Source organism: Streptomyces sp. NPDC001406 (assembly GCF_042895285.1).
Taxonomy (GTDB): domain Bacteria; phylum Actinomycetota; class Actinomycetes; order Streptomycetales; family Streptomycetaceae; genus Streptomyces.
In genome coordinates this window covers 301,418-325,775 of the sequence record NZ_JBIAWG010000008.1, presented here as the reverse complement: position 1 = coordinate 325,775, position 24,358 = coordinate 301,418, and the positions used below count along the sequence as shown (strand labels likewise).

Below are 24,358 nucleotides of genomic sequence, written 5' to 3'. Positions count from 1 at the left end.
GCGCCGGAAGGCCCCCCATGCTGCCCCAACCACCCGCAACCCCAACGGCTTCCGAGCTCCTGGACCGCGACCCCGTTCGTCTCCTGGCCCGGCTGACCGCCCTCGATTCGGTCAACCCCGACCTCGTACTCGGCGGGGCCGGCGAGACCGCCGTCGCCGACTTCTGCGGCGCATGGCTTGCCGCCCAGGGGTTCGAGGTGCATCGCCTGGAAGAACGTCCAGGGCGGCCCTCGCTCGTCGCGATCGCCCGCGGTGTCGGAGGCGGCCGGTCACTCATGCTCAACGGCCACCTCGACACGGTCGGCCTCGCCGGTTACGACGGCGCTCCCCTCGACCCGGAGATCCGGGACGGCAAGATGTTCGGCCGCGGCACCTTCGACATGAAGAGCGGTATCGCCGCCATGATGGTCGCCGCCGCACGCGCCACCGCCGAGGGTTCCCTGCGCGGCGATGTCATCGTCGCCTGCGTCGCCGACGAGGAGCACGCCAGCGCGGGCACCGAGGAGGTGCTGGCGTCCTTCACCGCCGACGCGGCGATCGTCACCGAGCCGAGCCATCTCGAACTCACCTTGTCCCACAAGGGTTTTGTATGGTTCGACGTGGAGGTTCTGGGTCGCGCCGCCCATGGCTCACGCCCCGAACTGGGCATCGACGCCATCGCCAAGTCGGGCCACTTCCTGGTCGCGCTGGAGGAGTTGGGCCGACGCCTTGCGCTGGGCCCGGCCCACCCGCTCCTGGGTACCGGTACCCTGCACGCCTCCGTGATCCGTGGCGGCGAGGAGCCCTCCACCTACCCGGCGCACTGCCGCGTCACCCTCGAACGCCGCACCGTGCCCGGCGAGAGCGCCGACAGCGTCGAACGGGAGCTGACCGCCGTACTCGACCAACTCGTCGCCACGGTCCCGGACTTCCGGTACCGGCTGACCCGCGGCCTGTACCGAGAGCCCTTCGAGGCCGATCCCCAGGCGCCGATCGTCTGCACCCTGGCCCGCCACGCCGAAAAGTCGCTCGGGCACCCGCCCGTGGTGCGCGCCGAGCCCTTCTGGACCGACTGCGCCCTCCTCGCCCGCGCGGGCATCCCCTGCCTGCTCTTCGGCGTCGACGGCGCGGGTGCCCACGCCGCCACCGAGTACGTCGAGCTGGCCTCGCTGGAGCTCCTGACCGGTATTCTCACCGACACCATCGCGGAATTCTGTTCCTGAGCCCGCCCGGAGTCGCCCCCCGGGGCGCGCGGAAGACATCTGTCAGTCCGTGGGCAGTGCCTGTTCCGCCCAGATGGTCTTGCCCTCGCGGGTATAGCGCGTCCCCCATCGCAGTACGAGCTGGGCAACGATGAACAGCCCGCGACCGCCTTCGTCGTCGTCCGCGCTGTGGCGCAGGTGGGGCGCGGTGTGGCCGGCGTCCGCGACCTCGCACACGAGGGTGCGGTCACGGATGAGCCGTAGATGCAGCGGGCCTTCGGCGTATCTGATGGCGTTCGTGACCAGCTCGCTGACGATCAGCTCGGTGGGGAACACGAGTTCCTCAAGCCCCCAGTCGGTCAGCCGGCCGGCGACCAGCTCCCTCGCGCGACCCGCGGCCACCGGCTCGGCGGGCAGATTCCAGACGGCGACCCTGCGGCTGTCGAGCTCGCGGGTGCGGACCAGCAGGAGGGCGGTGTCATCGGTGGTCGTGCTGTCGGGGAGAAGTTCGGTGATGACACGGTCGCAGAGGTCCTCCAGAGAACCCGAGTTCTCGCTGAGCACCTTCCCGAGGGTCTCCATCCCCTTGTCGATGTCCCGGTTGCGCAACTCGACGAGTCCATCGGTGAACAGGGCCAGCAGACTGCCCGCCGTCAGTTCGATCTCCAGGGACTCGAAGGGAAGCCCGCCGAGGCCCAGGGGCGGACCGGCCGGCAGGTCCGGGAAGCTGACGCGTCCGTCGAGTTCCACGACCGCGGGCGGCAGATGGCCCGCGCGAGCCATGGTGCAGCGTCGCGACACGGGATCGTAGACCGCGTAGAGGCAGGTGGCCCCGGCTGCGACATCGTCATCGGGGGCCGCTCCGAGGGGGGCCGTGCCGGCCTCCGCCGACTGCCCCACGAGGTCGTCCAGCCGCTTCAGGAGTTCGTCGGGGGGAATGTCCATGGGGGCGAGGGCACGTACGGTCGTACGCAGCCGCCCCATGGTGGCCGCCGCGTGGAGCCCGTGTCCCACCACGTCTCCGACCACCAGCCCGACGCGTGCTCCGGAGAGCGGGATGACGTCGAACCAGTCGCCGCCGACACCGCTCAGCGCGTCCGTCGGCAGATAGCGATGGGCCACCTCGACCGCCGAGTTGGGCGGCAGGTACTGCGGCAGGAGCTGGCGCTGAAGCGCGAGGGCCGCGGCGCGTTCGCGGGTGTAGCGGCGGGCGTTGTCGATGGACACCGCGGCCCGGGCGGCCAGCTCGTCCGCCACCGCGACGGCCGGCTTGTCGAAGATCCCCGACCCGCTGTGGCGTACGAAGGTGACGAGGCCGAGGGAGCTGCCGCCCGCGCGCAGCGGCACGACCAGCGTGTCGTCGTCGAGGACGAGCCCGCCCGAGGCGAGGCTGCGGTGCTGGGGCGAGCCGTCCGCGTACACCACCGGATGCGGCTCGCGACTCGGTGATCCCGCGGAGCCCGCCGCGTCCACCATGTCCACCACGTCCACCGCGTCCGCCGTGTGCTCGGGGGAGGCCGAGCGGAAGGAGGCGCGGATCAGCTCGGAGCCCGCCGGACCCCCGATGTCCGGCACCTCGCCGCTCAGCACGGCCGGAGCGAGGTCCACTTCGACGAGGTCGGCGAACTCGGGGACCGCCACCGCGGCCAGCTCGTCCGTCGTGGCGATCACATCCAGCGTGGTACCGACGCGACGGCCGGCCTCTACCAGCAGATTGAGCTGGCGCTGTGCCTCGTGGCGGTCGGAGATGTCGAACGCGTCCTCGCACACCCCCAGCACCTGGCCGTTCTGGTCCTGCAGTCGGTAGTACGAACAGGACCAGAGATGTTCCCTCCCGGGTGCGCTGGGCTGCTGTCCGCGGAAGTGCAGGTCGATGATCGGCTCTCCGGTGTCCAGCACCCTGCGCATGACCGCGTCCAGGGTCTCCGGGTAGCCCGGTGTCACGAACCTGCCACCGGGGTACAGCTCGCCGGCCGGCCTGCCCCGGGCCTCCGTGCTCGGCAGGCCGAGCTCCATCTCGGAGGCGGCGTTGCACCAGACGAGGCGAAGCTCGGTGTCGTAGATGGCGAAGCCCAGCGGTGACTGGGTGGCCAGTCCGTCCAGCATGGCCAGCCGGGACTCCCAATCGCCGAGCCGGCCGCAGTCGGCCGCCACCACGACACGCTGCGCGGATCCGGTGCCGGACAGCTGACAGTGCCTGGTGACCAGTTGCAGACGATGGCCGTCGTGGTGGACGGCGACCTGCACGTCGCGCTGCGGCATGGTCAGGACCGGAACGCCGGTGGGGTGCTCCGCCGACGAGGGCTCGCATGCGGACGGCGGTCCGGTCCCGGTTTCCGCTGCGGACACCAGGAACGTGCTCACGGGACGCCCGACGATCTCGGACGGCAGATATCCGAGGAGCTCCTGCGCCGCAGGGCTCCAGCCGATCACGATGTCCTGGCTGTCGACCACGAATGTGGCCGCCATTGTCACGTCCAGCGGGCCGCGGAAGTCGGCGTCCCTGGCCGCCTTTCCTGCATAGCTCATGACGCCCTCACCGGCCTGCCTCATCAGGTCCAGAGTCCGCCTGATGCCGACGCCGCGCAAGCGACGGATCACCGGCGCGCCGGGGCGGCCAGGGCGGCGGGGGCTGCGGGGCCGCAGGGTCAGCCGGCTTCGACTGCCGTCTTGATCCGCCGGGCGAATGCGTCGGCGTCCTTACGGGCCGCGCCGACAGCGATCCCTTCGAGCAGCTTGCCGACGCCGTGGCCCTCCAGGACGTTGTAGACCCTCAGCTGGGTGTGCCCGTCGGGGAGCGGTGTGAGGTCGTAGCCGCCTTCCGCACCCGTGATCAGGTTTTTCGAGGTCTCTTCCCAGCGGATCCGCGTGGGCGGGGAGTAGGTGGTGATCCGGAACTCGCGCCGGGTCTTCATGCCGGCGTCCTTGACCACGCTCCGGTAGACCGTGCCGACGGATGTCGGCCCACCCGTGGTCTTCTTGATCGCCAGCACGCGGGGGCTGAACTTCGGGTCGTTCTCGCCATCCGCGAGAAATTCAAACACTTGCTCGATGGGGCGGTCGATCTCGACCTCTGCCTCGAACTGCCCAGACATGGTGCTCCCTGTTCGATCTCGTGGTTCTCACAGGTCCCTACGCAGGAGTATCCGCCGCACGGGGGTGAGCCGCCCGCCGAGCCGTTGAGCGGGGTGCGGGAGCGAGTCCGCTCTCCGGCCCCCGCACGCGGTCATTCGGCCGCGTCCGAGTCCGGGGGAGTGGCCCCGTCCGGAGCCGTGATGCGGCGCGCGGCCTCGACGACCGCCGACCGGTGCTCGGCCAGCCGCCGCGCCGACCAAGGGTGATCGTCCGTCGCGGCATCGGGGTCTTCCGCATTCCAGAACCATGCCTGGGCCACGGCGAGCACCATGGTCAGGACGTCTGCCGGAGCAATTCCGGGGGCGATCTTGTGGTTCTCCTGGGCGGCCGCCACCTCGGCGGTCTTGCGCCGGAAGGCATCCGGTTCAAGCCCCGTGGTGCTCGGTCGTTCCAGCTGTTTCCACAGCCGAAGGCGCAGCAGGTCGGGCCGGGCGACGAGGTGGTCGAAGATCGCGCCGGCGTACCCGGGCAGGTCGGCCGCATCGAAGGGCACCGCCTCGGCGCCCTCTTGCAGGGCCCGGTCCAGGACCACGTCGAACAGCTGCTCCTTGTTGCCGAAGTAGACGTAGATCAGCCGCTTGTTCGCGCCGGCGTTCTCGGCGATCCGGTCCACCCGGGCGCCGGCGATGCCGTAGGCGGCGAATTCGGTGAAGGCGGCGTCGAGCAGACGGGCCTTGGTAGCGCTGGAGTCCCGTGCCATGACGGCAACCCTAGCAAGTAACTATCTGGTTATTGACGTCGGTCGACCTCGGTCCTATGGTGGGTATCTATCCAGTTAGTTACATTGAGGCGACAATGTACGGAGACCCCATGTCCCAGGCACAACCCCCCACCACCTTCGGAGTGAGCACGACCGCCGCCGAGGTAGTCGATGGCATCGACCTGCACGGCCGCCGCGCGGTCGTGACCGGAGCCAGTTCCGGGATCGGCGTGGAGACGGTCCGGGCGCTGGCGGCGGCCGGCGCCGACGTCACTCTCGCCGTGCGCGACACCGACGCCGGGGCACGCGTGGCAACCCGACTGGAAGCCGTACTGCCGCCCACAGCCGGCAAGTTGACCGTCGCACGACTGGACCTGGCCGACCGCTCCACGGTCGCCGAGTTCGTCGCGGCCTGGAGCGGGCCGCTGCACATCCTGGTCTGCAACGCCGGAGTCATGGCCTTCCCGGAGCTCACTCGCACGCCCGACGGCCGTGAGGCGCAGTTCGCCGTCAACCATCTCGGGCACTTCGCCCTCACGGTCGGGCTGCACCCGGCGCTCGCGGCGGCGGACGGCGCGCGAGTGGTCTCGGTGGCCTCGATCGGCCATCTCTTCTCACCGGTGGTCTTCGACGACCTGGACTACCGGTTCCGCCCGTACGACCCGTGGACCTCCTACGGGCAGTCGAAGACCGCCAACATCCTCTTCGCCGTCGGTGCCGCCGAGCGCTGGGCCGGTGACGGCATCAGCGTCAACGCGCTCATGCCGGGCAATGTCGGCGGCACATCGCTGGCCCGGCATGTGGACCCGCAGCAACTGGCCGGCTTCATCGACCTCGCCGGATTTGCCCTGCCGCCGGAGAAGACCGCCGAGCAGGGTGCGGCGACCTCGGTGCTGCTGGCGGCCTCACCCACCGTGGAGGGGGTCACCGGCCGCTACTTCGAGGACTGCGCCCCCTCGCGGCTTGTCACCGAGCGAGCCGGCGCTGTCGCCGGCGTGGCGCCGTACGCCCTGGACCAGGGGAACGCGGCCCGGCTGTGGACGGTGTCCCAGTCCGTCCTCGGCGAGTCCGGCACCCCGGCATGACCTCGCCGCGCGAGCCCTGGGCGGCCCGGCTGCGGCGCCGGCTGTGGCAGCCGCCGCGCGCCCATGGCGAGCAGCCGCTGGAGCGGGTGGTCGGCCCGCTCGAGCTGTTCTACGACCTGGTCGTGGTCGTGCTGGTGGCTCAGGCGGCCCATCACCTGGCCGGGCGCATCACCTGGCGCGGACTGGGCGAATTCGCCGTGGTGTTCGCGCTGGTGTGGGTCGCCTGGCTCAGTGGCACGCTGCACCACGAACTCCACGGACGCGAGGACGCCCGCGGCCGCAGCCTGTTCCTGTTGCAGATCCTCCTGCTCGCCCCTCTGGGAGCATGCATTCCCGAGGCCGGAGGCGAGCGCGGAGCCGCCTTCGCCGTCAACGCGGGGGTGCTGTTCGCGGTACTGGCTGTGGTCTGGTACCTCGCCGCACGCGGGGACAGCCCCGAATTCCGCCGATCCAGTGGGCTGTTCGTGACCGGGACGGCGGTCTGTGCGGTCGTCCTGGCGGGCAGCGCCGTTCTGCCCGCCGGTGCCCGGATGCTGACGTGGGGCCTGCTGGCCGTCGGCTACCTGGTCGGGTTCGCGGCGATGATGCTCACGCCCGGCCCGGTCCGGTCGGCCGCGCTCATCGTCACCGACGCGCTCACCGAGCGCTTCGGACTGCTCATCATCATCGTGCTCGGAGAAACCGTGAAGGGCGTTGTCGACGGACTGGTCGATGTGCCGGCCGACGCGCTCACCCTCGCGGTCGGTCTAGTCGCCGTCGTGGTCGGCTTCGGTGCCTGGTGGACGTACTTCGACTTTGCCGGCCACCGCTCACCCCGGCCCGCCCGCACGGCCACGGCGCAATGGGTGCTGACGCACCTGCCGCTCACGGCCGCGGTGACCGTCATGGGTGCCGCGATGGTGGGCCTCGTCGAGCACGCGCACGACGGACGAACCCCCGCCGCGACGGCCTGGGCACTGTGCGCCGGAGCGGTTGTCGTCCTGGGCACGACGATGGTGATCGCGGCAACCACGCAGTCATGGCGCCGCGACCGCCGCCTCTACCGCCCGCTCGCCCGGACCTGTGCCGGAGTTGCCGTCGGCTGCGTGGCCCTGGCCGCCGTACAGCCGCCACCCCTTGCCCTCGCATTCGGCCTGGTCGTCCTCCTGGGAATCCCCTGGCTGCTCGCCGTGGCGCAGGAGTGAAGGAGTTCTATCCGGCTGCGTCCGGCCCGGTGAGCATGATCCACCGGGAGACGACGAAGGTCACCGGAATCGCCGCCATGGACGCGAGGAGCGGAGCGAACCGGCTTCCGGCGTGCAGGACGCCGACGATCACATACACACCCGCCGTGGTGATCAGAAAATTGGCCGCGTTCGTCAGGGGAAACATCAGGAATTTCCGCCAGGTCGGCCGAGTCCGGTAAGTGAAGCGTGCATTCAGGAAGAAGGACCCGGTCATACTGAGCAGGAATGCAAGAACATGGGCACCGAGATAAGGCAGCGGATCGAGGAAGAGCAAGTAAAGGCCGTAGTACGTGGCTGTGTTGATCAGGCCGACCGCGGCGAAGGTGATTATCTGCCTCGGCACGGCGCGCGGCGTCGCGATGCTCATCAGGGAATGAGGTCCTTCGCTCGTTCCACGTTGGTCGCCTTCACCAGGAAGTGCGGCCGCCCCTTGACCTCGTAGTAGATCCGGCCCGTGTACTCCCCGATGACCCCGAGCATGATCATCTGGACGCCTGCCAAGGCCGTGACGGCCGTGATGATCGTGACATAGCCGGGTGTCTCCACACCGTTGACGAGCGCCGCGCCCACGATCCACGCCGTGTACAGCCCCGCACACAACAGAAGTCCCATACCGAGATAGAGGGCGGCGCGCAGCGGTCGGTTGTTGAAGGACAGCAGTCCGTCGAGTCCGTAGTTGAGCAGACCGCGGAAGGTCCACGAGCTGCGGCCGTGTTCACGTGCGGCGTTCTCGTACTCGAAGGTGGTGCTGGGGAACCCCACCCACGCGAACAGGCCCTTGGAGAACCGGTTGTACTCGGTGAGGGCCAGGACCGCGTCCACCACGCGACGCGACAGCAGCCGGAAGTCCCCTACGCCGTCCATGAGTTCCACGTCGACGAGACGGTTGATGAGCCGGTAGTACAGGCGGGCGGTGACGGTACGGGTGATCGGGTCGCCGTTCCTGGTGCGCCGCGCGATGACCTGGTCGTAGCCCTGTTCCCGCAGATCCACCATGCGTTTGATCAGTTCCGGCGGATGCTGGAGATCCGAGTCCATGACGACCACCGAGTCTCCCGAGGCGTGCCGCAGACCGGCGAGGAGCGCCGCCTCCTTGCCGAAGTTGCGGCTGAAGGAGACGTACCGCACGCGCGAGTCGTGGTCGGCGAGCCGCTTCAGGACGGTGAGGGTGCGGTCGCGGCTGCCGTCGTCGACGTACACGAGCTCCATGTCGTGGCCGAGCGGCAGCAGTTCCTCCGCGACCTTCTGGACCTCGTCGTGGAAGCGCTCTATGACGTCTTCTTCGTTGTAGCAGGGTGCGACGATCGAGATGAGCATGGTTCTCCCCCTGGGGCACGGTCTCGGAGCGCCGGTCACGCGCTCGTGAGGTCGAAAGGTCGTGTGGTCGTCGGTGGCGCCGCGGCACGCCGTCGGCGGACGGCGGCGAGGGCACCCAGGAGCGTCAGGGTCGCCAGCGAGGCACCTCCGACCGCCGCGCCCAGCCGCAGGCCGGGCGGATGGAACGTGCAGGTGATGCTGGTCGAGGAGCCGTCGAGGGGTACGGCGACGAGGCCGTAGTACTCCCGGGCGGGTACGGCGGCCGCGTCGCCCGTGGCGCAGCGCCAACCGGCGATCCGGGGAGCCGCCACCACCGCGGTTCCCTTGCTCCCCGCGGGGAGTTGGGCCCGGATGGTGCCGTCGGAGACGGTCACCTCGGTGGCGCCGGTGGTCCTGAGCCGTTCGACGGCGGTGCGCAGCCGGGCGGTGTCCAGGCAGCCGACCGCGCCGTCCGGGACGAGGCTCGTCCGGTCGGGGGAGAGGTCGATCCGCAGCCGTCCGGAGGCGGGCACCGGGCCGAGCCGCTGCATGGCGGCGATCTTGGTGACCGGGTGGTCCGACCGGAACCGCCCGGTCACGCCGTGGGCCGAGTCACCGGCGAGCCGCGCGGAGCCCGAGAAGTACGGTGCCCACAGGTACGCCTCGTTGCCGGCCGGACAGTGCGCCGTGATCGTCGGCTGCCGAGCGGCGATACCGGCGGGCAGGGCCCCGAGGCGCAGGCCCGGCCGTGCGTCGTCGCTGCGGTCCGGTGTCTTCCCGGCGCTGGTGCGCACGGTGAGGCGGGGCACGGTGTAGACCCGGCTGCCGAGCAGCAACTCCTGGTTGCGGTACGGCGACGAGCCGAAGGCGGCGACGTCCCTGCGGCCGTGAGCGCCGGGCGGTCGCACCGTGACCAGGGGCGGCACCTCCTGCCGGGACACGGTCGTGCGGCTGCCGTCCTGCGGGAACCAGTTCTGGTGCGGGGCGGTGAGCGTGCGGCTGAGGACGTCGGAGGTGAGGCTGCTGTAGTACTGGGCGCCCTGGCCGCCGACCTCCAGCGGGTCGTTGCCGACGGTCTGCTCCCGGCCCGGTTCGGTGCGGTACCGGGGCCAGCCGTCGGCGTCGGCGATCGCGTCCGCCTGCCCCTGCTGGCGGGCGCCCCAAGGGGTGTAGTCGTCCATGTGCGCGAGTCGCAGCCGGGTGGCCACGGCGGAGGTGGCGGCGGCCTCGCCGAACTGCCCGCCGAGGAGCAGGGCCACCGCGAGCGTGGCGAGGGCGGTGCGGCGCCCGCCGTCCGTGCGGCCCAGCAGGGCCAGTCCGGCGAGCGCGGCCAGGGCGGCGAGCAGCGTGAGCGGCAACGTGAAGGCACGGCGCGTCAGTTCGCTTGCGCTCGCGACGGCCATGATGAGCGCGAGCAGTCCCGCTGCCGCTGCCAGCGCGCGCCGGTCGGGCGGGCCGTACGAGAGCGCGGTCCACGCGGCGATCACCAGCAGCCCGCACAGCACGAAGGTCTGGCGGTACGCGCTGCCCTGAGGGGTGGCGAAGGCGTGCCAGACCAGATGCGTCGGCCCCCACTGCATCGACAGCGTCACCGCCGCCACCAGCAGCGTCCACCCGGCGCGCACCCGTCCCGGAACCGCTCGGTGGAAGGGCAGGGCGAGAGCGAGCAGCAGCGCCGTGGTGCCCACGTACACGGCCGGGCTGCTGAAGCTGTACGTCGTCGGCAGCAGTCGCGCCAGCAGGTCCTCGGTCGGCACCGGCACGAACTGCCTGACCCTGCCGGGATGTGCGTGCCTGGTCCCGAAGTACACGACCGTCACCAGGGGCGCGGCCAGACCGACGCCGAGTGCCACGGTCAGGCCTGCCCGGCCGGCTGCCGCGAACCGCCGCCGGCGCGGGAGACCGGAGAGCCACAGCCGGAGCAGCAGCACCAGACCGGCGCCGAGGGTGGCCATGTACGCGGTGTAGAAGTTGGCGATCCAGGCGACCGCCACGACCAGCACCCCGAGGACCGGCCGCCGTCCGCTCAGCGCCCACTCGCCGACCAGGCACAGCAGCGGCAGGGCGATGAGTCCGTCGAGCCACATGGGGTTGTACGCGCCCATCGCCACGCTCCAGCCGCACAGGGCGTAGGAGGCGCCGAGCAGTCCCGCCGCCCACCAGCGGCCGGGACGAAGGGCGAGCAGCAGCCATGCCATGGCCGCGCCGGCGGACGCCGTCTTCAGCACGGTGATCGCGTAGACCGCGAGGTCGATCTCGTCCCTCGGGAACACCGCGACGAGCAGTGCGAACGGGCTGCTGAGGTACGTACCGACGTCGGGCAGGAAGCTGGAGCCGAATCCTGACTGCCAGTTGACGAGGAGACCGCCGTCGGCCCTTCCGTGCAGCAGGTCCCACAGGTGCGCGTGGAACGGCACGTACTGGTTGCCCAGGTCGTTGACGTCACGGGTGCGGGGCCCGAAGGGGTAGCTGCGTGCGACGGCGTCGGCGGCGCACGACACGAGGACGGTGATGGCCGCCGCGAGCAGGGCCGCGGCCTGTCCCGGTCCCACCGCCGGACGCGGCAGCCGGGGCCACGGACGGCGCTCGTGCGCAGGGCCGTTCGGCGGATCTGCGGGCGGCGCGGATGTGGCCTCCGGCGCCGGGCGGGTCGTCGGTTTCACACCCTGTTCCCGTGCGGAGTGCCACAGCAAATGGCGATGGGCAGGATCGAGTGGTGCATTCTTTGCAGGCCCCCAGGGGAAGTGGGACGCAGAGTGTCTCGTCCGGGGGCGTCACTCCCCGTGCCTTATGTGATTCGCAGTCTTAGACGGGCCTTGTTTCCGAATGGTTGTGCCTCGTCTGCAAATTGAGTGGGTGTACTGCAATTGCGGTTCCGGGGGCGCAGGAAAGTGCGGTGAACGCCAGGGAAACGAGAATTGTCAGGCGTGTGATTCAACGGTGAATGATGTGGTGACATCGTCGCCGCCCACACGGACAGGCGCCCATCACCGTCAGGGTTGCATGCCCGCTCCCCGTACCACCGCGACCGGACAGTGCGCGTGATGCAGCAGGGCCTGGCTGACCGAGCCCAGCAACAACCCGGCGAAGCCGCCGCGTCCCCGAGCCCCGACCACGATCAGTCGGGCGGATCGGCTCGCCTCGATCAGAGCTTCGCGCGTCTGACCGTGTACGACCCTGTGCTCCACCGCCACATCCGGGTACTGCTCCTGACGGCCGGCCAGCGCCGCCGAGACCAGGGTCTCTTCCTCCTGGTCGAGCGCCCCCGGCGGGTTCGCGTACGGCATCGACGCGACCTGCGGTGCGGGCAGCGGCGCATTCCACGTGGTCCAGGCGTGCAGCGCGACCAGTGGCACCGTGCGCAGCGCGGCCTCGGCGAAGGCGAAGTCCACCGCTTCCGCACCCGGGGCGGAGCCGTCGACACCGAGCACGATCGGACCGTCGGTGTGGGCTTCCTGCCGTACCACCAGCACCGGGCATCGACCGTGTGCCGCCAGATGCACCGCCGTCGAGCCCACCAAGAGCCCGACGAACCCGCCCATGCCCCGGGACCCGACGACCACGAGTTCGGCGGCACGCGACTGCGCCTCCAGCACCGTCAACGGCTCACCCATCACCACCGCGTGCGACACCTCCACCTCCGGTGCCGCGGTTCTGGCATGCTCCACCGCCTCGGTCACCAGACGGTCGACCATGTTCTGGATCCCGCCCTCCGGCGGGCCCAGGGGTGACGGACCCAGGGGCACATGCATCGCGGGCCAGAAAAAGGCGTGCACCACCTTGAGCGCCGCTCTCCTCAGCCGCGCCTCCCGCGCCGCAGCCTCCACCGCGGCAAGACTCGACGCCGACCCGTCCACGCCCACGACCACCAGACCGCCCACAGTGCCTCCTGCGTCCGAACGCTCCTGCCTCCCACCTTTCAGAGTCGCCCACGTGACGCCTTGCTGCCACGGGATGGCGACCTCCCGCAGCCGCGGCAACGTCGTAAACGCGCGGTCCCCAAGGCCGCAGTGGAGCCTTGGGGACCGGTATTGGATGGGGGGTGTCAGCCTCGCAGGCGGTAACTGTTTGCGAAGCCGGAAGGGTTGCAGACGTTCAATTGGTTGGACACCTGGTCGTAGGTCCACCCGGCAGGAACGTTGCACGCCCAAAGGCCATTCACGGGAGTGCGAAGGTGGTAGCTGTTTGCGAAGCCGGAGGGGTTGCAGACGTTCAATTGGTTTGCGACTCGATCGTAGGTGAGGTTGCCGTTGGGGAGGGAACAGGCCCAGATGTTGTCCTGGCCGACTCGCATGCGGTAGCTGTTGGCGAATCCGGAGGAGTTGCAGACGTTCAGCTGGTTACTGGCCTGGTCGTAGGTGTAACCGGGCAGGACGTAGCACACCCAGATGTTGTCTTGAGGTGCGCGCAAATGATAGTAGGAATGGAATCCGGATCCGCACGTATTCAGCTGGCTCGACACACGGTCGTAGGTGTACCCCGACGGCACGGAGCAGGCCCAGGTGTTGTCCAGCCCGGTCTGACCGGTCCCCGCGGCGGTTGCGGTTGCCGTAAAGCCGCCGGATAAACCCAGCAGCAGTGCCAGGACCGCGAATGCGCGCGTGCCCGCACGAGCCAGGGAACGGAATCTGCATCGCATGGAAGGATCTCCTCCGGAAAGCGTGATCCGCCGGCGCAGGATTCTGCTGCCGTTCGGGACACTACTGGCTCCCACTCGAAAAGCATGAGCTTATTTCGGCCTCGATAGGCCGCCGTGCCGGTGGCTTGACGGCGCTCGGTGCGTTGCTCCTGTCCTTGGCATCGATGATTACCGGGATTGGTTGATCACCGAGTCGGCGCGGCCTGAGCGAGCAGTGCGTCGACGAAGGTGCGAAGGCCCTGAGGGTAGATGTCCCGGGCGGCCAGCGCGCCCCACTGTTTGCCGATGGCGGCCAGGTGTGGCACCTGGGTCGCGTCGAAGGCGTCGCGGTAGGCAGGGAGTCCGTCGTCGGCGCGGCGGTGGGCGGAGTGGGCGCGGACCAGCACCTCGCCGACGGTGTAGTACCAGATGCTGCGGAAGACGTCGACGGCTTGTTCGGGCGTGCATCCGTGGTCGTCGGCTCCGGCCACGATGGCTTCGACCATCCACAGTGCCGATTCGTCGAGGAGGCCGACGAAACCGTCGGCCGACAGGACCTCCGCGGCCCACGGCCAGGCAGCGAGAGCGTCGTGCATCGCGGTGGCGGCCACGACGATGCGGTCCCCGGGATCACTGGGCAGTTGAGGGCGCTCGAGCTGGTCGATGTGGTCGTTGAGCAGGAGGACCAGCAGGTCGTCCTTGTTGCGGATGTGGTGGTACAGGGTCGTCGCCCCGATGCCGAGCTCAGCGGCCAGTCTACGGACGGTCAGCTTCTCCCAGCCGTCCCGGTCGATGAGCCCGCGGGCCGCCGCCAGGATCTGCGCACGTGACGTCAGGGGTGGCCGGCCGGTGCGGCCGTGCGGGGCGGGCGGTCGAGGCATTGTCCCATCATGCCGTCCCGCCGTCCTCCGTCGTGAAACGGGTGCGGGTTCGGCCTTTCGTGTTCACACCGGCTTGCCTCGGTGCTACTTTCGGAACACGTTCGAAAAGTCCGATGGCAGCGCAGGGGACGGAGATTGAAGTGACGCAAAGTTCGGGTGTTCGGCCAGGGCTCACGCTTGCCGTGGTGGCCGTCGTGCAGTTCATGGTGTCGGTGGACCTGTCGGTCGTGAACGTCGCACTGCCACAGATGGCTGCCGGTCTCGGCTTCAGCGCAGTGGGTCTGTCCTGGGTGATCCACGCCTACGCCCTGACGTTCGGCGGGCTGCTCCTCCTGGGCGGCAAGGCCGCCGACCGGTACGGCCGTAAACGGGTCCTGCTGTTCGGACTCGCTCTGTTCGGCCTCGCCTCCTTCGTCGGCGGCCTTGCGCAGGAACCCGGCCAGTTGGTCGCCGCCCGGGCCGCACAGGGCATCGGGGCCGCCGCGTTGGCTCCGGCCGCATTGGCGCTGCTGACCGGAACATTTCCGACGGGCAGGGCCCGCGTGCGGGCCTTTGGCGTGTGGAGTGCGGCAAACGCCGCCGGAGGCGCGCTCGGGGTCCTGATGGGCGGTCTGCTCACTCAGTACGCCAGTTGGCGCTGGGTGATGTTCGTGAGTGTGCCGATGGCCGCCTGCGCGCTGACCCTGGCCTGGCGTGGCGTGGCCGACGGTCGGCCCAACGCCCGCGGCGGACGTCCGGACGTGCTCGGTGCCGTACTGGCAACGGCTGGTCTGACCCTGCTGGTGTTCGGCGTGGTCCGCACCGATCGGTATGCGTGGAGCTCGTCGGTCACCCTGACGACTCTGGTGGTCGCCGCGGCGTTGCTGTTCGCGTTCATCCACGTCGAGCGAACCACCGCCCGCGAACCGCTGATCCGGCTCGGCCTGTTCGCCAACCGCTCGGTGGCCGGGGCGAATGCCTACAATCTGCTGGTCGGGGCGGCCATGACCTCGTCCTTCTACTTCGTGTCCCTCTACCTCCAGCGAGTCCTCGGGACAGGACCGGCGCGGACCGGAGTCATGTTCCTGCCGTTCGCCCTCGGACTGGTCGTCGGCTCCGTGTTCGCCGTCAAACTCGGCTACCGTCTTGCTCCCCGCACCCTTCTGGTCGTCGGCGGGCTCATGGCGTCGGTCGGGCTCGGCTGGTTCGGGCTGATCAGTCCCGGCGGCACCTTCACCATCGACATCCTCGGGCCTTCGATCGTCGCGAGCGTCGGCTTCGGGCTCTGCCTCGGACCGGTCGTTTCCACCGCCACTGCAGGCGTCGCCCCCCATGAGACCGGCACCGCCTCAGGCCTGCTCAACAGCTCACGCCAGATCGGCGCCTCACTCGGACTCGCCGCCCTCGGCACCGCGGCTCACAACCGCACCGGTTGGACCATCACACCTGAAACCCTCAACGATGGATACGCGTGGGGCCTGACCCTCGCCGCCGGGCTCCCGGTCTTCGCCGTGCTCATCGCCCTCACCGTCCTGCGGCGGACCAGTCCGCCGTCACAGCCCGAGCAGAGGGGCGGGCCGGACACCCATCGGCGCACTACGGATGCCGACGACCAGCCGTCAAGGTTGCAGGGGTGGGGCCGTCGGGGCGGACGGTGATGCCGTACGCCGCCTTTGTGGGGGTGGAGGAGAAGGCCGGGATGTGGGCCGGCAGCAGGTGTTCGAGCAGGACGGTCGATTCGCGGAGCGCGAATTGGAGTCCGAGGCAGGCGCGGGGACCGATGCCGAACGGGTAGTAGGCGCCCGGGTGGGTGGGGCGGCCGTCCGGGGTGAGGAAGCGCCGGGGGTCGAAGCGCTCCGGGTCCGGCCACAGTTCGGGATCGCGGTGTGTGAGGTAGGGGCAGACCAGGATGTCGGTGCCCGCTTCGACGGCATGGCCGGCGAGGGTGTCGTCCTCGGTGGCGTGGCGGGGCAAGATCCAGGCGGACGGGTAGAGGCGGAGCGTCTCGTGGACCAGAGCCTGGATGGCCTGGCGGCGCTGGGCCGTTCCTTCGCCGCCGGCGGCGAGAGTCTGTTCGCGGGTGGTGGGATGCTGGTCGAGCAGCAGGTAGAGCCAGGTCAAAGTGGTGGCGGTGGTCTCGTGCCCGGCGACCAGCAAGGTGACCAACTCGTCGCGGATCAGCCGGTCGCTGTACTCGGGGCGCTCGGTGGCGGCGTCGGTCAGGACACGCAGCAGGCCCGGGCCGTCGGGGCCGGCCGCCCCGCTGCGGGCGGCCTCGATGGCGTGCCGGGCGACCGCGTCGATCCGGGCGAGATCGGGGGCAACGGCGTCCTGGGCGTCGGTGACGTCGGCGGGAAGCGTCGGAAGGGCGGCCGCCACCGCTGCCACGGCGGCCAGTTCGCGCTCGGTGCCCGTGTCGAGGGGGTGCCCGGTGAGAGAGCGCCAGATGGCGTCCAGGGCGAAGCGGCGCATCTCTTGCCCGACATCGAAGGTCTGTCGGGTGCGGGCGTACTCCTTCCAGCGGCCGGCGGTGGTCCGGGCAGCCTCGGTGATGCGCTGTTCGTAACGGCGCATCCCGGTACCGGTGAACTGGGACTGCAGCAGACGGCGTTGCCGCTTCCACGCCGCACCGGTGGCGGCGAGAACACCGTCGCCGATCAGCACACGGGCGCGGTGGGAGCGCTTGACGTACTGCTCAGGGTGCCGGGCGAGAACGTGCTGGACCGCCTGCGGGTCGGTGACGAGAACCGTGGGCGTCGGCCCGAGTCTGAACGCGGCGATGCCGCCGCACCGTTCGCGCACCCGGGACAGCAGCTCGACCAGTTCACCTCCGCCCGAACGCCACCGCTCCACCAGTCCAGGCCCGGCCTCGGGAACCGGCCGCCCCGTTCCGGGAACGTACGGCACAGGGCGGGGACTTGCTTCGCTCTCCACACTACGGACTGTACGTGAGCAGGAACATCCGGTGACAGTCCGCCCCTCCCCGCCCCGTCGCGACATTCCGCCTCTTCCGTATCCGTCTCCATCGCTTACGCCCACCGTCAGGAAAATTGCCACCGCGCGATTTTACGACCCTATTGGGCGGCGTTTTGTTTCGGCAGAGTTGCTGAAGTCGAGGTGGTGCAGGTCAGGATGGTGACACTTCGGAAGAGTGCGGCCACATCGCCTGACCAGTGTGTTCCCTCTCACGCCGTGTCATGTTTGACATGGGCTTCTGCCTCTTTCCCGGTGTTCCTGTCGTTCTATTAAGGCTTTGACAACCCGGTCCGCCGGTTCTTATCGTCGGCGGGTATTCGGGGCCCCAGTGTCGTGGCTCCAGGGAATGATTCCCCCGGCATCCAGCGCCCCTTTCGCTTGTGCGCCTCACCTTCGTCTGAACGAAATTCCGTACATGGTTCGGCATGCCGTCCCGGTGATCCCGGGTGCGGATGCCGACGCAGAGGAGGAAAGCACCCACATGACCACAGCCGTGACGACGCGGACCATCGTGGACCTGCTGCGCGACGCCGCCCGTGACAACGCGGGGTCCGGGCTTCGCTACCCCCGGAGCGCGGACGACCGCGACGCACCCCTGCAGAGCCATCCCGAACTTCTCGACGCAGCCCGCTCGGTCCTCGCCGGCCTGCGGGAACACGGTCTCGCGCCCCGCGACAAGGTCGTCCTGCTGCTGGAGAAACCACGGGAGTTCCTCACCGCGTTCTGGGCCTGCCAGCTCGGCGGGTTCATACCCTGCCCGATGGCCGCACTCGGCGGCGACCCGGAGCGCTGGGCCGCCCAGCTCACCCATGTCGACACCCTTCTCGACCATCCGCTGGTCGTCACCAGCGCCACGCTCGCCGCCGAACTCCCGGCCGCACAGAGCCTGTCCGTCGTTCCCCTGGAGGAGCTGCGCGCGGCGCGGCCCGCCGACTCCTTCCACGAGGCCGACCCCAAGGACACCGCCGTCCTCGTGCTGACCTCCGGCTCGACCGGCAACTCCAAGGCGGTGATGCTCAGCCACGCCAATCTCCTCGCGTCCATGGCCGCGAAGAACGGCTACCACCGGCTGACCGCCGAGGACACCAGCCTCAACTGGGTCTCCTTCGACCATGTCGCCGCCCTCCTCGAATGCCATCTGCTGCCGCTGTCCACGGGCAGCACACAGTTGCACGTCGAGGCACCCGTGGTGCTCCAGGATCCGCTGAACTTCCTGCGGATCATCTCCCGCTTCGGCGTCACCATGACCTTCACCCCCAACTTCCTGCTCGGGCTGATCAATCCACAGGCGGACCGGCTCGACGAGGAGGAGGGCGACGGGATCGACCTGTCCCGGCTGCGCCACATCATCAGCGGCGGCGAGGCCGTCGTACGCACCACCGGCGAGACCTTCCTCAGCCGCTTCGCCCCCTACGGGCTGCGCGCCGACGCACTGTGGCCCGCGTTCGGCATGTCCGAGACCTGTGCGGGCAGCATCTACTCCACCGACTTCCCCGCCGCCGACCAGGATCAGGAGTTCGCCAACCTGGGCCGGCCCGTCGAGGGGCTGAGCATCCGGGTCGCCGATGAGGAACACCGCGAGCTGCCCGCGGGCCGAGTGGGCGAGCTGCAGCTCAACGGGCCGATGATCACGGCCGGTTACTACAACAACGAGCAGGCCACCCAGGACGCCTTCACTCCCGACGGCTGGTTCCGCAGCGGTGACCTCGGGCGGATCGACGACGGCCGGCTCACCCTGGTCGGCCGCAGCAAGGACAGCGTCATCGTCAATGGCGTCAACTACTTCAGCCACGACATCGAGACCCTCCTCGAAGGCCTCGACGACGTGGCCCGCTCCTATGTCGCCGCCTTCCCGACCCGCGCCCCCGGCAGCGACACCGAGCAACTCGTCATTGCCTTCCACCCGGAGTGCGCCGACGATGCCGAACTCGCGCTGTACCGGGTGCTCAGCGCGATACGCAGCACCGTCGTCATGCACTGGGGATTCAGGCCCGCGCTCGTCCTTCCGCTGCCGAAGGACGCCTTCCCCAAGACCAGTCTGGGCAAGATCCAGCGTGCGCTGATGCGCAAACGGCTGGAGGCGGGAGCGTACGACGACGTGCGGGCGCGGGTCGACGACCTCGTGCTGCGCAGGCTCGGCGGCTACTCCGCCCCCGAGGGCGACACGGAGCTGGTCCTCGCCAGGATCTACGCCGAGATGTTCGACACCGACCCGGACCGGCTGAGCGCCACCGCCAACTTCTTCGACCTGGGCGGCACCTCGCTCGACATCCTGCGGCTGCGCTCCCTGGTCGCCCAGCGTCTCGGCGCGCACGACCTGCAGATCATCACCGTCCTGCGGGCCCCCAGCGTGCGGGCGCTGGCCGCCCACCTCGACCGGGCAGAGGACGGCGGGAAGGAGTACGACCCGATCGTCCCCATGCAGACCACCGGCGAGAAGACCCCGCTGTTCTGTGTGCACCCCGGCGTCGGCGAGGTCCTCGTCTTCGTCAACCTCGCCAAGTACTTCGTCGGCGACCGGCCCTTCTACGCGCTGCGCGCCCGCGGCTTCAACCCCGGCGAGAAGCCCTTCGAGAGCTTCTCCGAGATGGTGGACACCTACGTCGCGGCCATCCGCTCCCGACAGCCGCACGGCCCGTACGCCGTCGCGGGGTACTCGTACGGCGGTGCCGTCGCCTTCGAGATCGCCAAGGTGCTGGAGGCGCAGGGCGAGCGCGTCGACTTCGTCGGCAGTTTCAACCTGCCGCCGCACATCAAGTACCGCATGAACGAACTGGACTTCATCGAGACCGCGGCCAACCTGGCGTTCTTCCTGGAGCTCATCGACAAGAAGCAGTCCCTCGAACTGCCCGTCCAGCTGCGGCCGTTGCCCAGGGACGAACAGCTCGCCCACTTCATCGACCATGCCCCCGAGGGGCGGCTCGCCGAACTCGACCTGACCTTCCAGAAGTTCAAGGCATGGGCCGAACTCGCCGACAACCTCACCGACCTCGGACGCGGCTACTCGCCCACCGGCAAGGTCCGCTCGATGAGCGTCTTCTACGCCATCCCGCTGCGCGGCACCAAGGAGGACTGGCTCAACAACGAGCTGCGCCGCTGGGACGAGCACGTCACCGGTGAGAACCGCTACATCGACGTACCCGGCGAGCACTACACGCTGATGGGTCCGGCGCATGTGGCGACCTTCCAGTCGATCCTGCGCAAGGAGCTGGACCGCGCCCTCGGCGACGCCTGACCGCCACCATCCCAGGGAGGAAAACCCCTTGAACGGCAAGAAGATCCTGGTGACCGGTGCCACCGGCCAGGTCGCCGGACCCGTGGCCAAGGCGCTGGCCGACGGCAACGAGGTATGGGCGCTGGGCCGCTTCGGCGCCCCCGGAGCGGAGGAGGAGCTGAACCGGCACGGCATCCACACCTTCCGCTGGGACATGGACGACACGAGTTCCGGCTCCCTCAAGGGCCTGCCGGAGGACTTCACCCATGTCTTCCACTCCGCCGTACGACGCGGCGAGGACGGCGACTTCAACGCGGCCGTCGAGGCCAACTCCGTCGCCGCGGGACGCCTGATGACGCACTGCCGTACGGCGGAGGCGTTCCTGTACGTCTCCACCGGCGCGCTGTACGCCCGCCAGACCCTCGACCACAAGTACACCGAGACGGATCCGCTGGACGGCAAGGCCGACTGGCTGCCCGCCTACCCCGTGGTCAAGATCGCGGCGGAGGGCACGGTCCGGGCCTTCGCGCGGACCCTCGACCTGCCGACCGTCATCGCCCGCCTCAACATCGCCTACGGGCCCGGCGGTTACGGCGGTGTGCCGATGCTCTACTTCAAGCGCATGCTCGCGGGCGAGCCGATCGCGGTGCCCCTGGAGGGCCAGAACTGGACCTCGCTGCTGTACACCGACGACCTCATCGAGCAGGTCCCGCACCTGTGGAACGCGGCGAGCGTCCCGGTGACCCTGACCAACTGGGGCGGCGACGAGTCCGTCGGCATGACCGACTGCGTCCGCCACCTGGAGGAACTGACCGGGGTGACGGCAAACCTCGTACCGAGTGAAGTCACCCGCGAGACCTACCAGTTCGACCCGACCCTGCGCCGCTCGCTCACCGGACCGTGCAAGGTCCCCTGGCGCGAGGGCATCCGGCGCACCCTCGCGGCCATGTACCCCGAGTACCTCAAGGCTGAAGGAGCAGACAGGGCATGACCGAGAGCACCGATCCACTGGCACCGATCCATGCCGCCTACGCCGCCTTCGCGGCCCGTGACGTGGGTGCGCTCCTGGACGCCCTGGACCCGGACATCGAGTGGGTGCACCCCGAGGGCATGGCCGTCTACGGCCTGGGCGGCACCAAGCACGGGCACGCCGGCGTCAAGGAGTTCCTCGCCCATGTCCCCACCGTCCTCGGCGGCATGCGGCTGCACCCGGCGGAGTTCATCCGCGACGGCGACCGCGTGGTGGTTCTCGGCCACCGGGACATCGTCTCCCGGAGCGGCCATACGGAGACGCAGCGGTTCGTGCACTCCTGGGTGCTGCGGAACGGCAGGGCGGTGCGGATGGAGGACATCTTCGACACCGTCGCCTTCCACCGAGTGATCGAGAGCTGACGGGCGACGATGGCGTACGCCTACCTCGGCCCGGAGGGGACCTTCACGCAGACCGCGCTGCGGCGGCTGCTCTCGTTTGCACCTCCGGGCCGCGAACCGGTGCTCCGCCCCTTCCCGACGGTGCCCGCCTCCCTGGAGGCGGTGCGCCGGGGCGACTGTCGAGCGGCGGTGGTGCCACTGGAGAACTCCGTGCGCGGCGTCGTCCCCGCCACCATGGACCAGCTGGCCTCGGCGGAGATGCACATCAACGCCGAGGTCGAGGTGCCGGTGTCCTTCGCCCTCATGGCTCCCGAGGGCGTCGCGCCAAAGGAGGTGACTGTGGTGCACAGCCACCCGCACGCGCTGGGCCAGTGCGAGGACTGGCTGCGCACCCGGCTGCCCGGGGCCCGTACCCGTGGCGCTACCTCCACCGCCGCGGCCGCCCGAGCGGTCGCCGACGCGGATGCCCCCGGCCACGCGGCGGTCGCCGCGGCGGAGGCGGCCGACCTGTACGGGCTGCGGATCCTCGCCACCGACCTGGGCCGGGAGGCCGGTGCCGTCACCCGGTTCGTGTCGGTGGCCCCACGCTGGTCCCACCCGGCCCGGACCGCCCGCGAACGCACCTCCCTGCTGGTGTCGCTGGGCAGCGCGGGCCCGGCCCTCGTCCCCGACGTCCTCAACGAGTTCCGCACCCTCGGCATCCGCCTGTCCTGGATCCAGTCCTGGCCCACGGGCCGCGCCCTCGGCAGCTATCACCTGTTCCTCGACGTCGACGCCCACATCGACACCCGCCCCCTGCGCCTGGCCATGGCGGCCGTCCAGGCCCTGGGCCTGGATGTGCGCTTCCTGGGCAGCTATCCGCGCTGGCCCGCCGCGGCCTGACACGCCTGCCCGGCGGCCGAGGAACTGTGGTCGCCGGGCAGGTGTGCCGTGGTCGGCGGGCAGGCGGGGGACGGGCTGTCGGGTTCCCGGGGCGTGGGCCGGCGCAGGTCGTCTGCCGCCTCTCGGACGGCCGGGAGCAGGACGGCCACCGGGGGGCTGTCCAGGGCGCCCTCGCGTACCACGAGAGTGACCCGGCGGACGGGCCGGATTCCCTCCAGGGCGATACGGGTGACCGGGTGCCCCGGGCGGTCCGGAACCAGGTCGGGGACCAGCGCGACGCCCCAGCCCAGGGAGACAAGACCGAAGACGGCCTGCATGTCCCCGATGTCGGAGACGATGTCGGGGACGAAACCGGCGCCGGCGCACAGGTGCAGGGCCAACCGCCCGAGCCTGGACGTGCGGTCCAGCAGCCACGGCTGCTCCGCGAACTCGGCGAGGGCGCACGTGCCGCCGTCTGGGGCCAGCGGGTGATCGGGCGCGACGGCGAGGCGGATGCGGTCGCTGATGACCTCCTCCTCGTACAGCCCCGGCACCCTGGGCTCGGGCACCTGCGGATAGCCGGCGGCCAGGACGGCGTCGAGCCGCCCCAGCCGGACCGTCTGCCGACCCTCGTCGGGATCCACTCCGTGCAGGGTGATGCGCAGCCCGGGATGGCGCTCGCGCAGCCGGTTCAGCGCCGGCACCAGCAGCGCCGGACCCTCGTGCAGCGGTACGCCCACCCGCAGTTCGCCGGTGACCTGGCCGTCCTCCCGGGCGAGCAACTGCGCCTCCGCCGTTTCAAGTGCGGCGAGCACCCGCTCGGTGTGCGCCACCAACAGCCGTCCGGCCGCGGTGAGTTCGGCCCGCTTGCTGCCGCGGTCCAGGAGCGCGGCGCCGGTCTCCGCCTCCAGGGCGGACAGCTGCTGGGAGACCGCCGAACGCGTGTAGTTCAGCGCCTGCGCCGCCGCGGCGATCGACCCCCGGGCTCCGACCTCGCGCAGCAGCACAAGTTTCCGTACGTCCAGCACCGTCATCCTCGCTAACGCTTCCGGTTACGAAGTATCACGTCAGATTACGGGACATGAGCCCGCCCGGTGATTTCAATGGAGATCGACTCCAGTCCAACACGCCGATCAGACAGGGGATTTACGCCATGACCACACTTCTCCACCTCGACTCCAGCCCCCGCCCGGGCTCGGTTTCCCGCCGGATCTCGGGCGAGTTCGCGGAGACCTGGCGCAAGACCAACCCCGAGGGCGAGTACGTCTACCGCGACCTGGCCGCCGACCCCGTCCCGCACGTCGACAGCGCGCAGATCGAGGTCATGCACCGGCTGGAGACGGAGGGCGTCCGCGACCTCGTGGCGGCCCGTGAGGCGGCGCGGACCCCTGAGGAGAAGGCCAGTTGGGCCGTCACATGGCCACTGGTCGAGGAGCTTCTCGCGGCCGACACGATCCTTCTCGGCGTGCCGATGTACAACTTCTCGGTGCCGTCGACGTTCAAGGCGTGGTTCGACCGCGTCCTGATCGCTCCGCTGATCCTCGACCCGGCCTCCGGCGAGGGGCCGCTGCGGGGCAAGAAGGTCGTGGTGGCCTCCGCGCGCGGCGGCGCCTACGGTCCCGGCACTCCCCGCCACGACTGCGACCACCAGGAGCCGTACCTGAAGGCGGCCCTCGGCATGGTGGGCCTCGCCTCCGAGCTGACCTTCCTGCACGCGGAGCTGACCAAGTCGGCGCACGTGCCCCGGCTCGCCCACTTGAAGGACGTGGCGGCCGCCTCCTACCGGACGGCGCTCGACGGGGCCCGCGCGCACGGCGGGGTGTGACCGCCCGCAA

Annotated in this window: 20 protein-coding genes; 9 read left to right on the top strand and 11 right to left on the bottom strand. The window is 70.0% G+C overall.

The annotated features are described in order from the left end of the window. Positions 1-17 precede the first annotated feature (17 nt). Positions 18-1,202: a M20/M25/M40 family metallo-hydrolase gene (locus ACFY1J_RS21745; RefSeq protein WP_390731705.1), complete on the top strand. Its 1,185-nt coding sequence runs from the start codon at positions 18-20 to the stop codon at positions 1,200-1,202. Positions 1,203-1,244: 42 nt separating this feature from the next. On the opposite strand, the gene ACFY1J_RS21740 is transcribed toward ACFY1J_RS21745, so the two are convergent. From ACFY1J_RS21740 to ACFY1J_RS21730, 3 genes are all read right to left on the bottom strand, one after another. Beyond that, a complete protein-coding gene (locus ACFY1J_RS21740; protein ID WP_390731704.1) occupies positions 1,245-3,710 on the bottom strand; it encodes a SpoIIE family protein phosphatase in 2,466 nt (821 codons plus the stop codon). Positions 3,711-3,829: 119 nt separating this feature from the next. Then, positions 3,830-4,276 carry an SRPBCC family protein gene (locus ACFY1J_RS21735; RefSeq protein ID WP_390731703.1) on the bottom strand — a complete coding sequence of 149 codons (447 nt, stop codon included), beginning with the start codon at positions 4,274-4,276 and terminating at the stop codon, positions 3,830-3,832. Between the two features lie 131 nt (positions 4,277-4,407). After that, a complete protein-coding gene (locus ACFY1J_RS21730) occupies positions 4,408-5,016 on the bottom strand; it encodes a TetR family transcriptional regulator (RefSeq protein ID WP_390731702.1) in 609 nt (202 codons plus the stop codon). Positions 5,017-5,126: 110 nt separating this feature from the next. On the opposite strand from ACFY1J_RS21730, the gene ACFY1J_RS21725 reads away from it, so the two are divergent. Both ACFY1J_RS21725 and ACFY1J_RS21720 read left to right on the top strand, forming a co-directional pair. Next, on the top strand, positions 5,127-6,101 hold the full coding sequence (locus ACFY1J_RS21725; RefSeq protein WP_390731701.1) for an SDR family NAD(P)-dependent oxidoreductase: 975 nt from the start codon (positions 5,127-5,129) through the stop codon (positions 6,099-6,101). Then, on the top strand, positions 6,098-7,285 hold the full coding sequence (locus tag ACFY1J_RS21720) for a low temperature requirement protein A (RefSeq protein ID WP_390708009.1): 1,188 nt from the start codon (positions 6,098-6,100) through the stop codon (positions 7,283-7,285). The genes ACFY1J_RS21725 and ACFY1J_RS21720 overlap by 4 nt, the downstream gene beginning before the upstream one ends. A gap of 7 nt (positions 7,286-7,292) precedes the next feature. Here the strand turns inward: ACFY1J_RS21720 and ACFY1J_RS21715 are convergent, their stop codons facing one another. The 6 genes from ACFY1J_RS21715 to ACFY1J_RS21690 all read right to left on the bottom strand — a co-directional run bounded on the left by ACFY1J_RS21715 (position 7,293) and on the right by ACFY1J_RS21690 (position 14,122). Then, complete coding sequence (locus ACFY1J_RS21715) at positions 7,293-7,694, bottom strand: GtrA family protein (RefSeq protein WP_390708008.1); 402 nt, start codon at positions 7,692-7,694, stop codon at positions 7,293-7,295. Continuing rightward, positions 7,694-8,644, bottom strand: a complete 951-nt coding sequence (locus tag ACFY1J_RS21710) for a glycosyltransferase family 2 protein (RefSeq protein WP_390708007.1) — start codon at positions 8,642-8,644, stop codon at positions 7,694-7,696. Before ACFY1J_RS21710 ends, ACFY1J_RS21715 begins: the two co-directional genes overlap by 1 nt. A gap of 35 nt (positions 8,645-8,679) precedes the next feature. Continuing rightward, positions 8,680-11,175, bottom strand: coding sequence for a YfhO family protein (locus ACFY1J_RS21705; protein WP_390731700.1), 2,496 nt, complete (start codon positions 11,173-11,175; stop codon positions 8,680-8,682). Positions 11,176-11,616: 441 nt separating this feature from the next. Beyond that, positions 11,617-12,504 carry a universal stress protein gene (locus tag ACFY1J_RS21700; RefSeq protein WP_390731699.1) on the bottom strand — a complete coding sequence of 296 codons (888 nt, stop codon included), beginning with the start codon at positions 12,502-12,504 and terminating at the stop codon, positions 11,617-11,619. A gap of 164 nt (positions 12,505-12,668) precedes the next feature. Then, complete coding sequence (locus ACFY1J_RS21695; protein ID WP_390731698.1) at positions 12,669-13,262, bottom strand: hypothetical protein; 594 nt, start codon at positions 13,260-13,262, stop codon at positions 12,669-12,671. A 185-nt stretch (positions 13,263-13,447) separates the two neighbouring features. Next, on the bottom strand, positions 13,448-14,122 hold the full coding sequence (locus ACFY1J_RS21690; protein WP_390708003.1) for a TetR/AcrR family transcriptional regulator: 675 nt from the start codon (positions 14,120-14,122) through the stop codon (positions 13,448-13,450). Positions 14,123-14,235: 113 nt separating this feature from the next. Here ACFY1J_RS21690 and ACFY1J_RS21685 point away from each other — a divergent pair, with 113 nt between their 5' ends. Beyond that, positions 14,236-15,759, top strand: a complete 1,524-nt coding sequence (locus tag ACFY1J_RS21685) for an MFS transporter (RefSeq protein ID WP_390731697.1) — start codon at positions 14,236-14,238, stop codon at positions 15,757-15,759. On the opposite strand, the gene ACFY1J_RS21680 is transcribed toward ACFY1J_RS21685, so the two are convergent. Then, complete coding sequence (locus ACFY1J_RS21680) at positions 15,698-17,035, bottom strand: cytochrome P450 (RefSeq protein WP_390731696.1); 1,338 nt, start codon at positions 17,033-17,035, stop codon at positions 15,698-15,700. The genes ACFY1J_RS21685 and ACFY1J_RS21680 overlap by 62 nt on opposite strands. A 523-nt stretch (positions 17,036-17,558) precedes the next feature. Here ACFY1J_RS21680 and ACFY1J_RS21675 point away from each other — a divergent pair. Genes ACFY1J_RS21675 through pheA form a run of 4 tightly spaced genes read left to right on the top strand, consistent with a single transcriptional unit; the run spans position 17,559 to position 22,544 of the window. Next, positions 17,559-20,312 (top strand): AMP-binding protein, encoded by a 2,754-nt coding sequence (locus ACFY1J_RS21675; RefSeq protein ID WP_390731695.1) that lies wholly within the window; start codon positions 17,559-17,561, stop codon positions 20,310-20,312. Between the two features lie 28 nt (positions 20,313-20,340). Then, on the top strand, positions 20,341-21,282 hold the full coding sequence (locus ACFY1J_RS21670; protein WP_390731694.1) for an NAD-dependent epimerase/dehydratase family protein: 942 nt from the start codon (positions 20,341-20,343) through the stop codon (positions 21,280-21,282). Then, the gene (locus tag ACFY1J_RS21665; RefSeq protein ID WP_390731693.1) at positions 21,279-21,683 is read left to right on the top strand and encodes a nuclear transport factor 2 family protein; all 405 of its coding nucleotides are present in this window, start codon (positions 21,279-21,281) and stop codon (positions 21,681-21,683) included. The genes ACFY1J_RS21670 and ACFY1J_RS21665 overlap by 4 nt, the downstream gene beginning before the upstream one ends. 9 nt (positions 21,684-21,692) lie before the next feature. Next, the gene (gene pheA / locus ACFY1J_RS21660) at positions 21,693-22,544 is read left to right on the top strand and encodes a prephenate dehydratase (RefSeq protein ID WP_390731692.1); all 852 of its coding nucleotides are present in this window, start codon (positions 21,693-21,695) and stop codon (positions 22,542-22,544) included. On the opposite strand, the gene ACFY1J_RS21655 is transcribed toward pheA, so the two are convergent. Further along, on the bottom strand, positions 22,517-23,557 hold the full coding sequence (locus tag ACFY1J_RS21655) for a LysR family transcriptional regulator (RefSeq protein WP_390731691.1): 1,041 nt from the start codon (positions 23,555-23,557) through the stop codon (positions 22,517-22,519). The genes pheA and ACFY1J_RS21655 overlap by 28 nt on opposite strands. Before the next feature lie 119 nt (positions 23,558-23,676). On the opposite strand from ACFY1J_RS21655, the gene ACFY1J_RS21650 reads away from it, so the two are divergent. After that, positions 23,677-24,348, top strand: a complete 672-nt coding sequence (locus ACFY1J_RS21650; RefSeq protein WP_390731690.1) for an FMN-dependent NADH-azoreductase — start codon at positions 23,677-23,679, stop codon at positions 24,346-24,348. The last annotated feature ends 10 nt before the right edge of the window (positions 24,349-24,358 follow it).

What these genes read in the sequence shown, in the direction of transcription:
- ACFY1J_RS21745 (WP_390731705.1), top strand. Translation starts at nt 18, where the DNA reads ATGCTGCCCCAACCACCCGCAACCCCAACGGCTTCCGAGCTCCTGGAC.
- ACFY1J_RS21740 (WP_390731704.1), bottom strand. Translation starts at nt 3,710, where the DNA reads ATGAGCTATGCAGGAAAGGCGGCCAGGGACGCCGACTTCCGCGGCCCG.
- ACFY1J_RS21735 (WP_390731703.1), bottom strand. Translation starts at nt 4,276, where the DNA reads ATGTCTGGGCAGTTCGAGGCAGAGGTCGAGATCGACCGCCCCATCGAG.
- ACFY1J_RS21730 (WP_390731702.1), bottom strand. Translation starts at nt 5,016, where the DNA reads ATGGCACGGGACTCCAGCGCTACCAAGGCCCGTCTGCTCGACGCCGCC.
- ACFY1J_RS21725 (WP_390731701.1), top strand. Translation starts at nt 5,127, where the DNA reads ATGTCCCAGGCACAACCCCCCACCACCTTCGGAGTGAGCACGACCGCC.
- ACFY1J_RS21720 (WP_390708009.1), top strand. Translation starts at nt 6,098, where the DNA reads ATGACCTCGCCGCGCGAGCCCTGGGCGGCCCGGCTGCGGCGCCGGCTG.
- ACFY1J_RS21715 (WP_390708008.1), bottom strand. Translation starts at nt 7,694, where the DNA reads ATGAGCATCGCGACGCCGCGCGCCGTGCCGAGGCAGATAATCACCTTC.
- ACFY1J_RS21710 (WP_390708007.1), bottom strand. Translation starts at nt 8,644, where the DNA reads ATGCTCATCTCGATCGTCGCACCCTGCTACAACGAAGAAGACGTCATA.
- ACFY1J_RS21695 (WP_390731698.1), bottom strand. Translation starts at nt 13,262, where the DNA reads ATGCGATGCAGATTCCGTTCCCTGGCTCGTGCGGGCACGCGCGCATTC.
- ACFY1J_RS21690 (WP_390708003.1), bottom strand. Translation starts at nt 14,122, where the DNA reads ATGCCTCGACCGCCCGCCCCGCACGGCCGCACCGGCCGGCCACCCCTG.
- ACFY1J_RS21685 (WP_390731697.1), top strand. Translation starts at nt 14,236, where the DNA reads ATGGCAGCGCAGGGGACGGAGATTGAAGTGACGCAAAGTTCGGGTGTT.
- ACFY1J_RS21675 (WP_390731695.1), top strand. Translation starts at nt 17,559, where the DNA reads ATGACCACAGCCGTGACGACGCGGACCATCGTGGACCTGCTGCGCGAC.
- ACFY1J_RS21665 (WP_390731693.1), top strand. Translation starts at nt 21,279, where the DNA reads ATGACCGAGAGCACCGATCCACTGGCACCGATCCATGCCGCCTACGCC.
- pheA (WP_390731692.1), top strand. Translation starts at nt 21,693, where the DNA reads ATGGCGTACGCCTACCTCGGCCCGGAGGGGACCTTCACGCAGACCGCG.
- ACFY1J_RS21655 (WP_390731691.1), bottom strand. Translation starts at nt 23,557, where the DNA reads ATGACGGTGCTGGACGTACGGAAACTTGTGCTGCTGCGCGAGGTCGGA.
- ACFY1J_RS21650 (WP_390731690.1), top strand. Translation starts at nt 23,677, where the DNA reads ATGACCACACTTCTCCACCTCGACTCCAGCCCCCGCCCGGGCTCGGTT.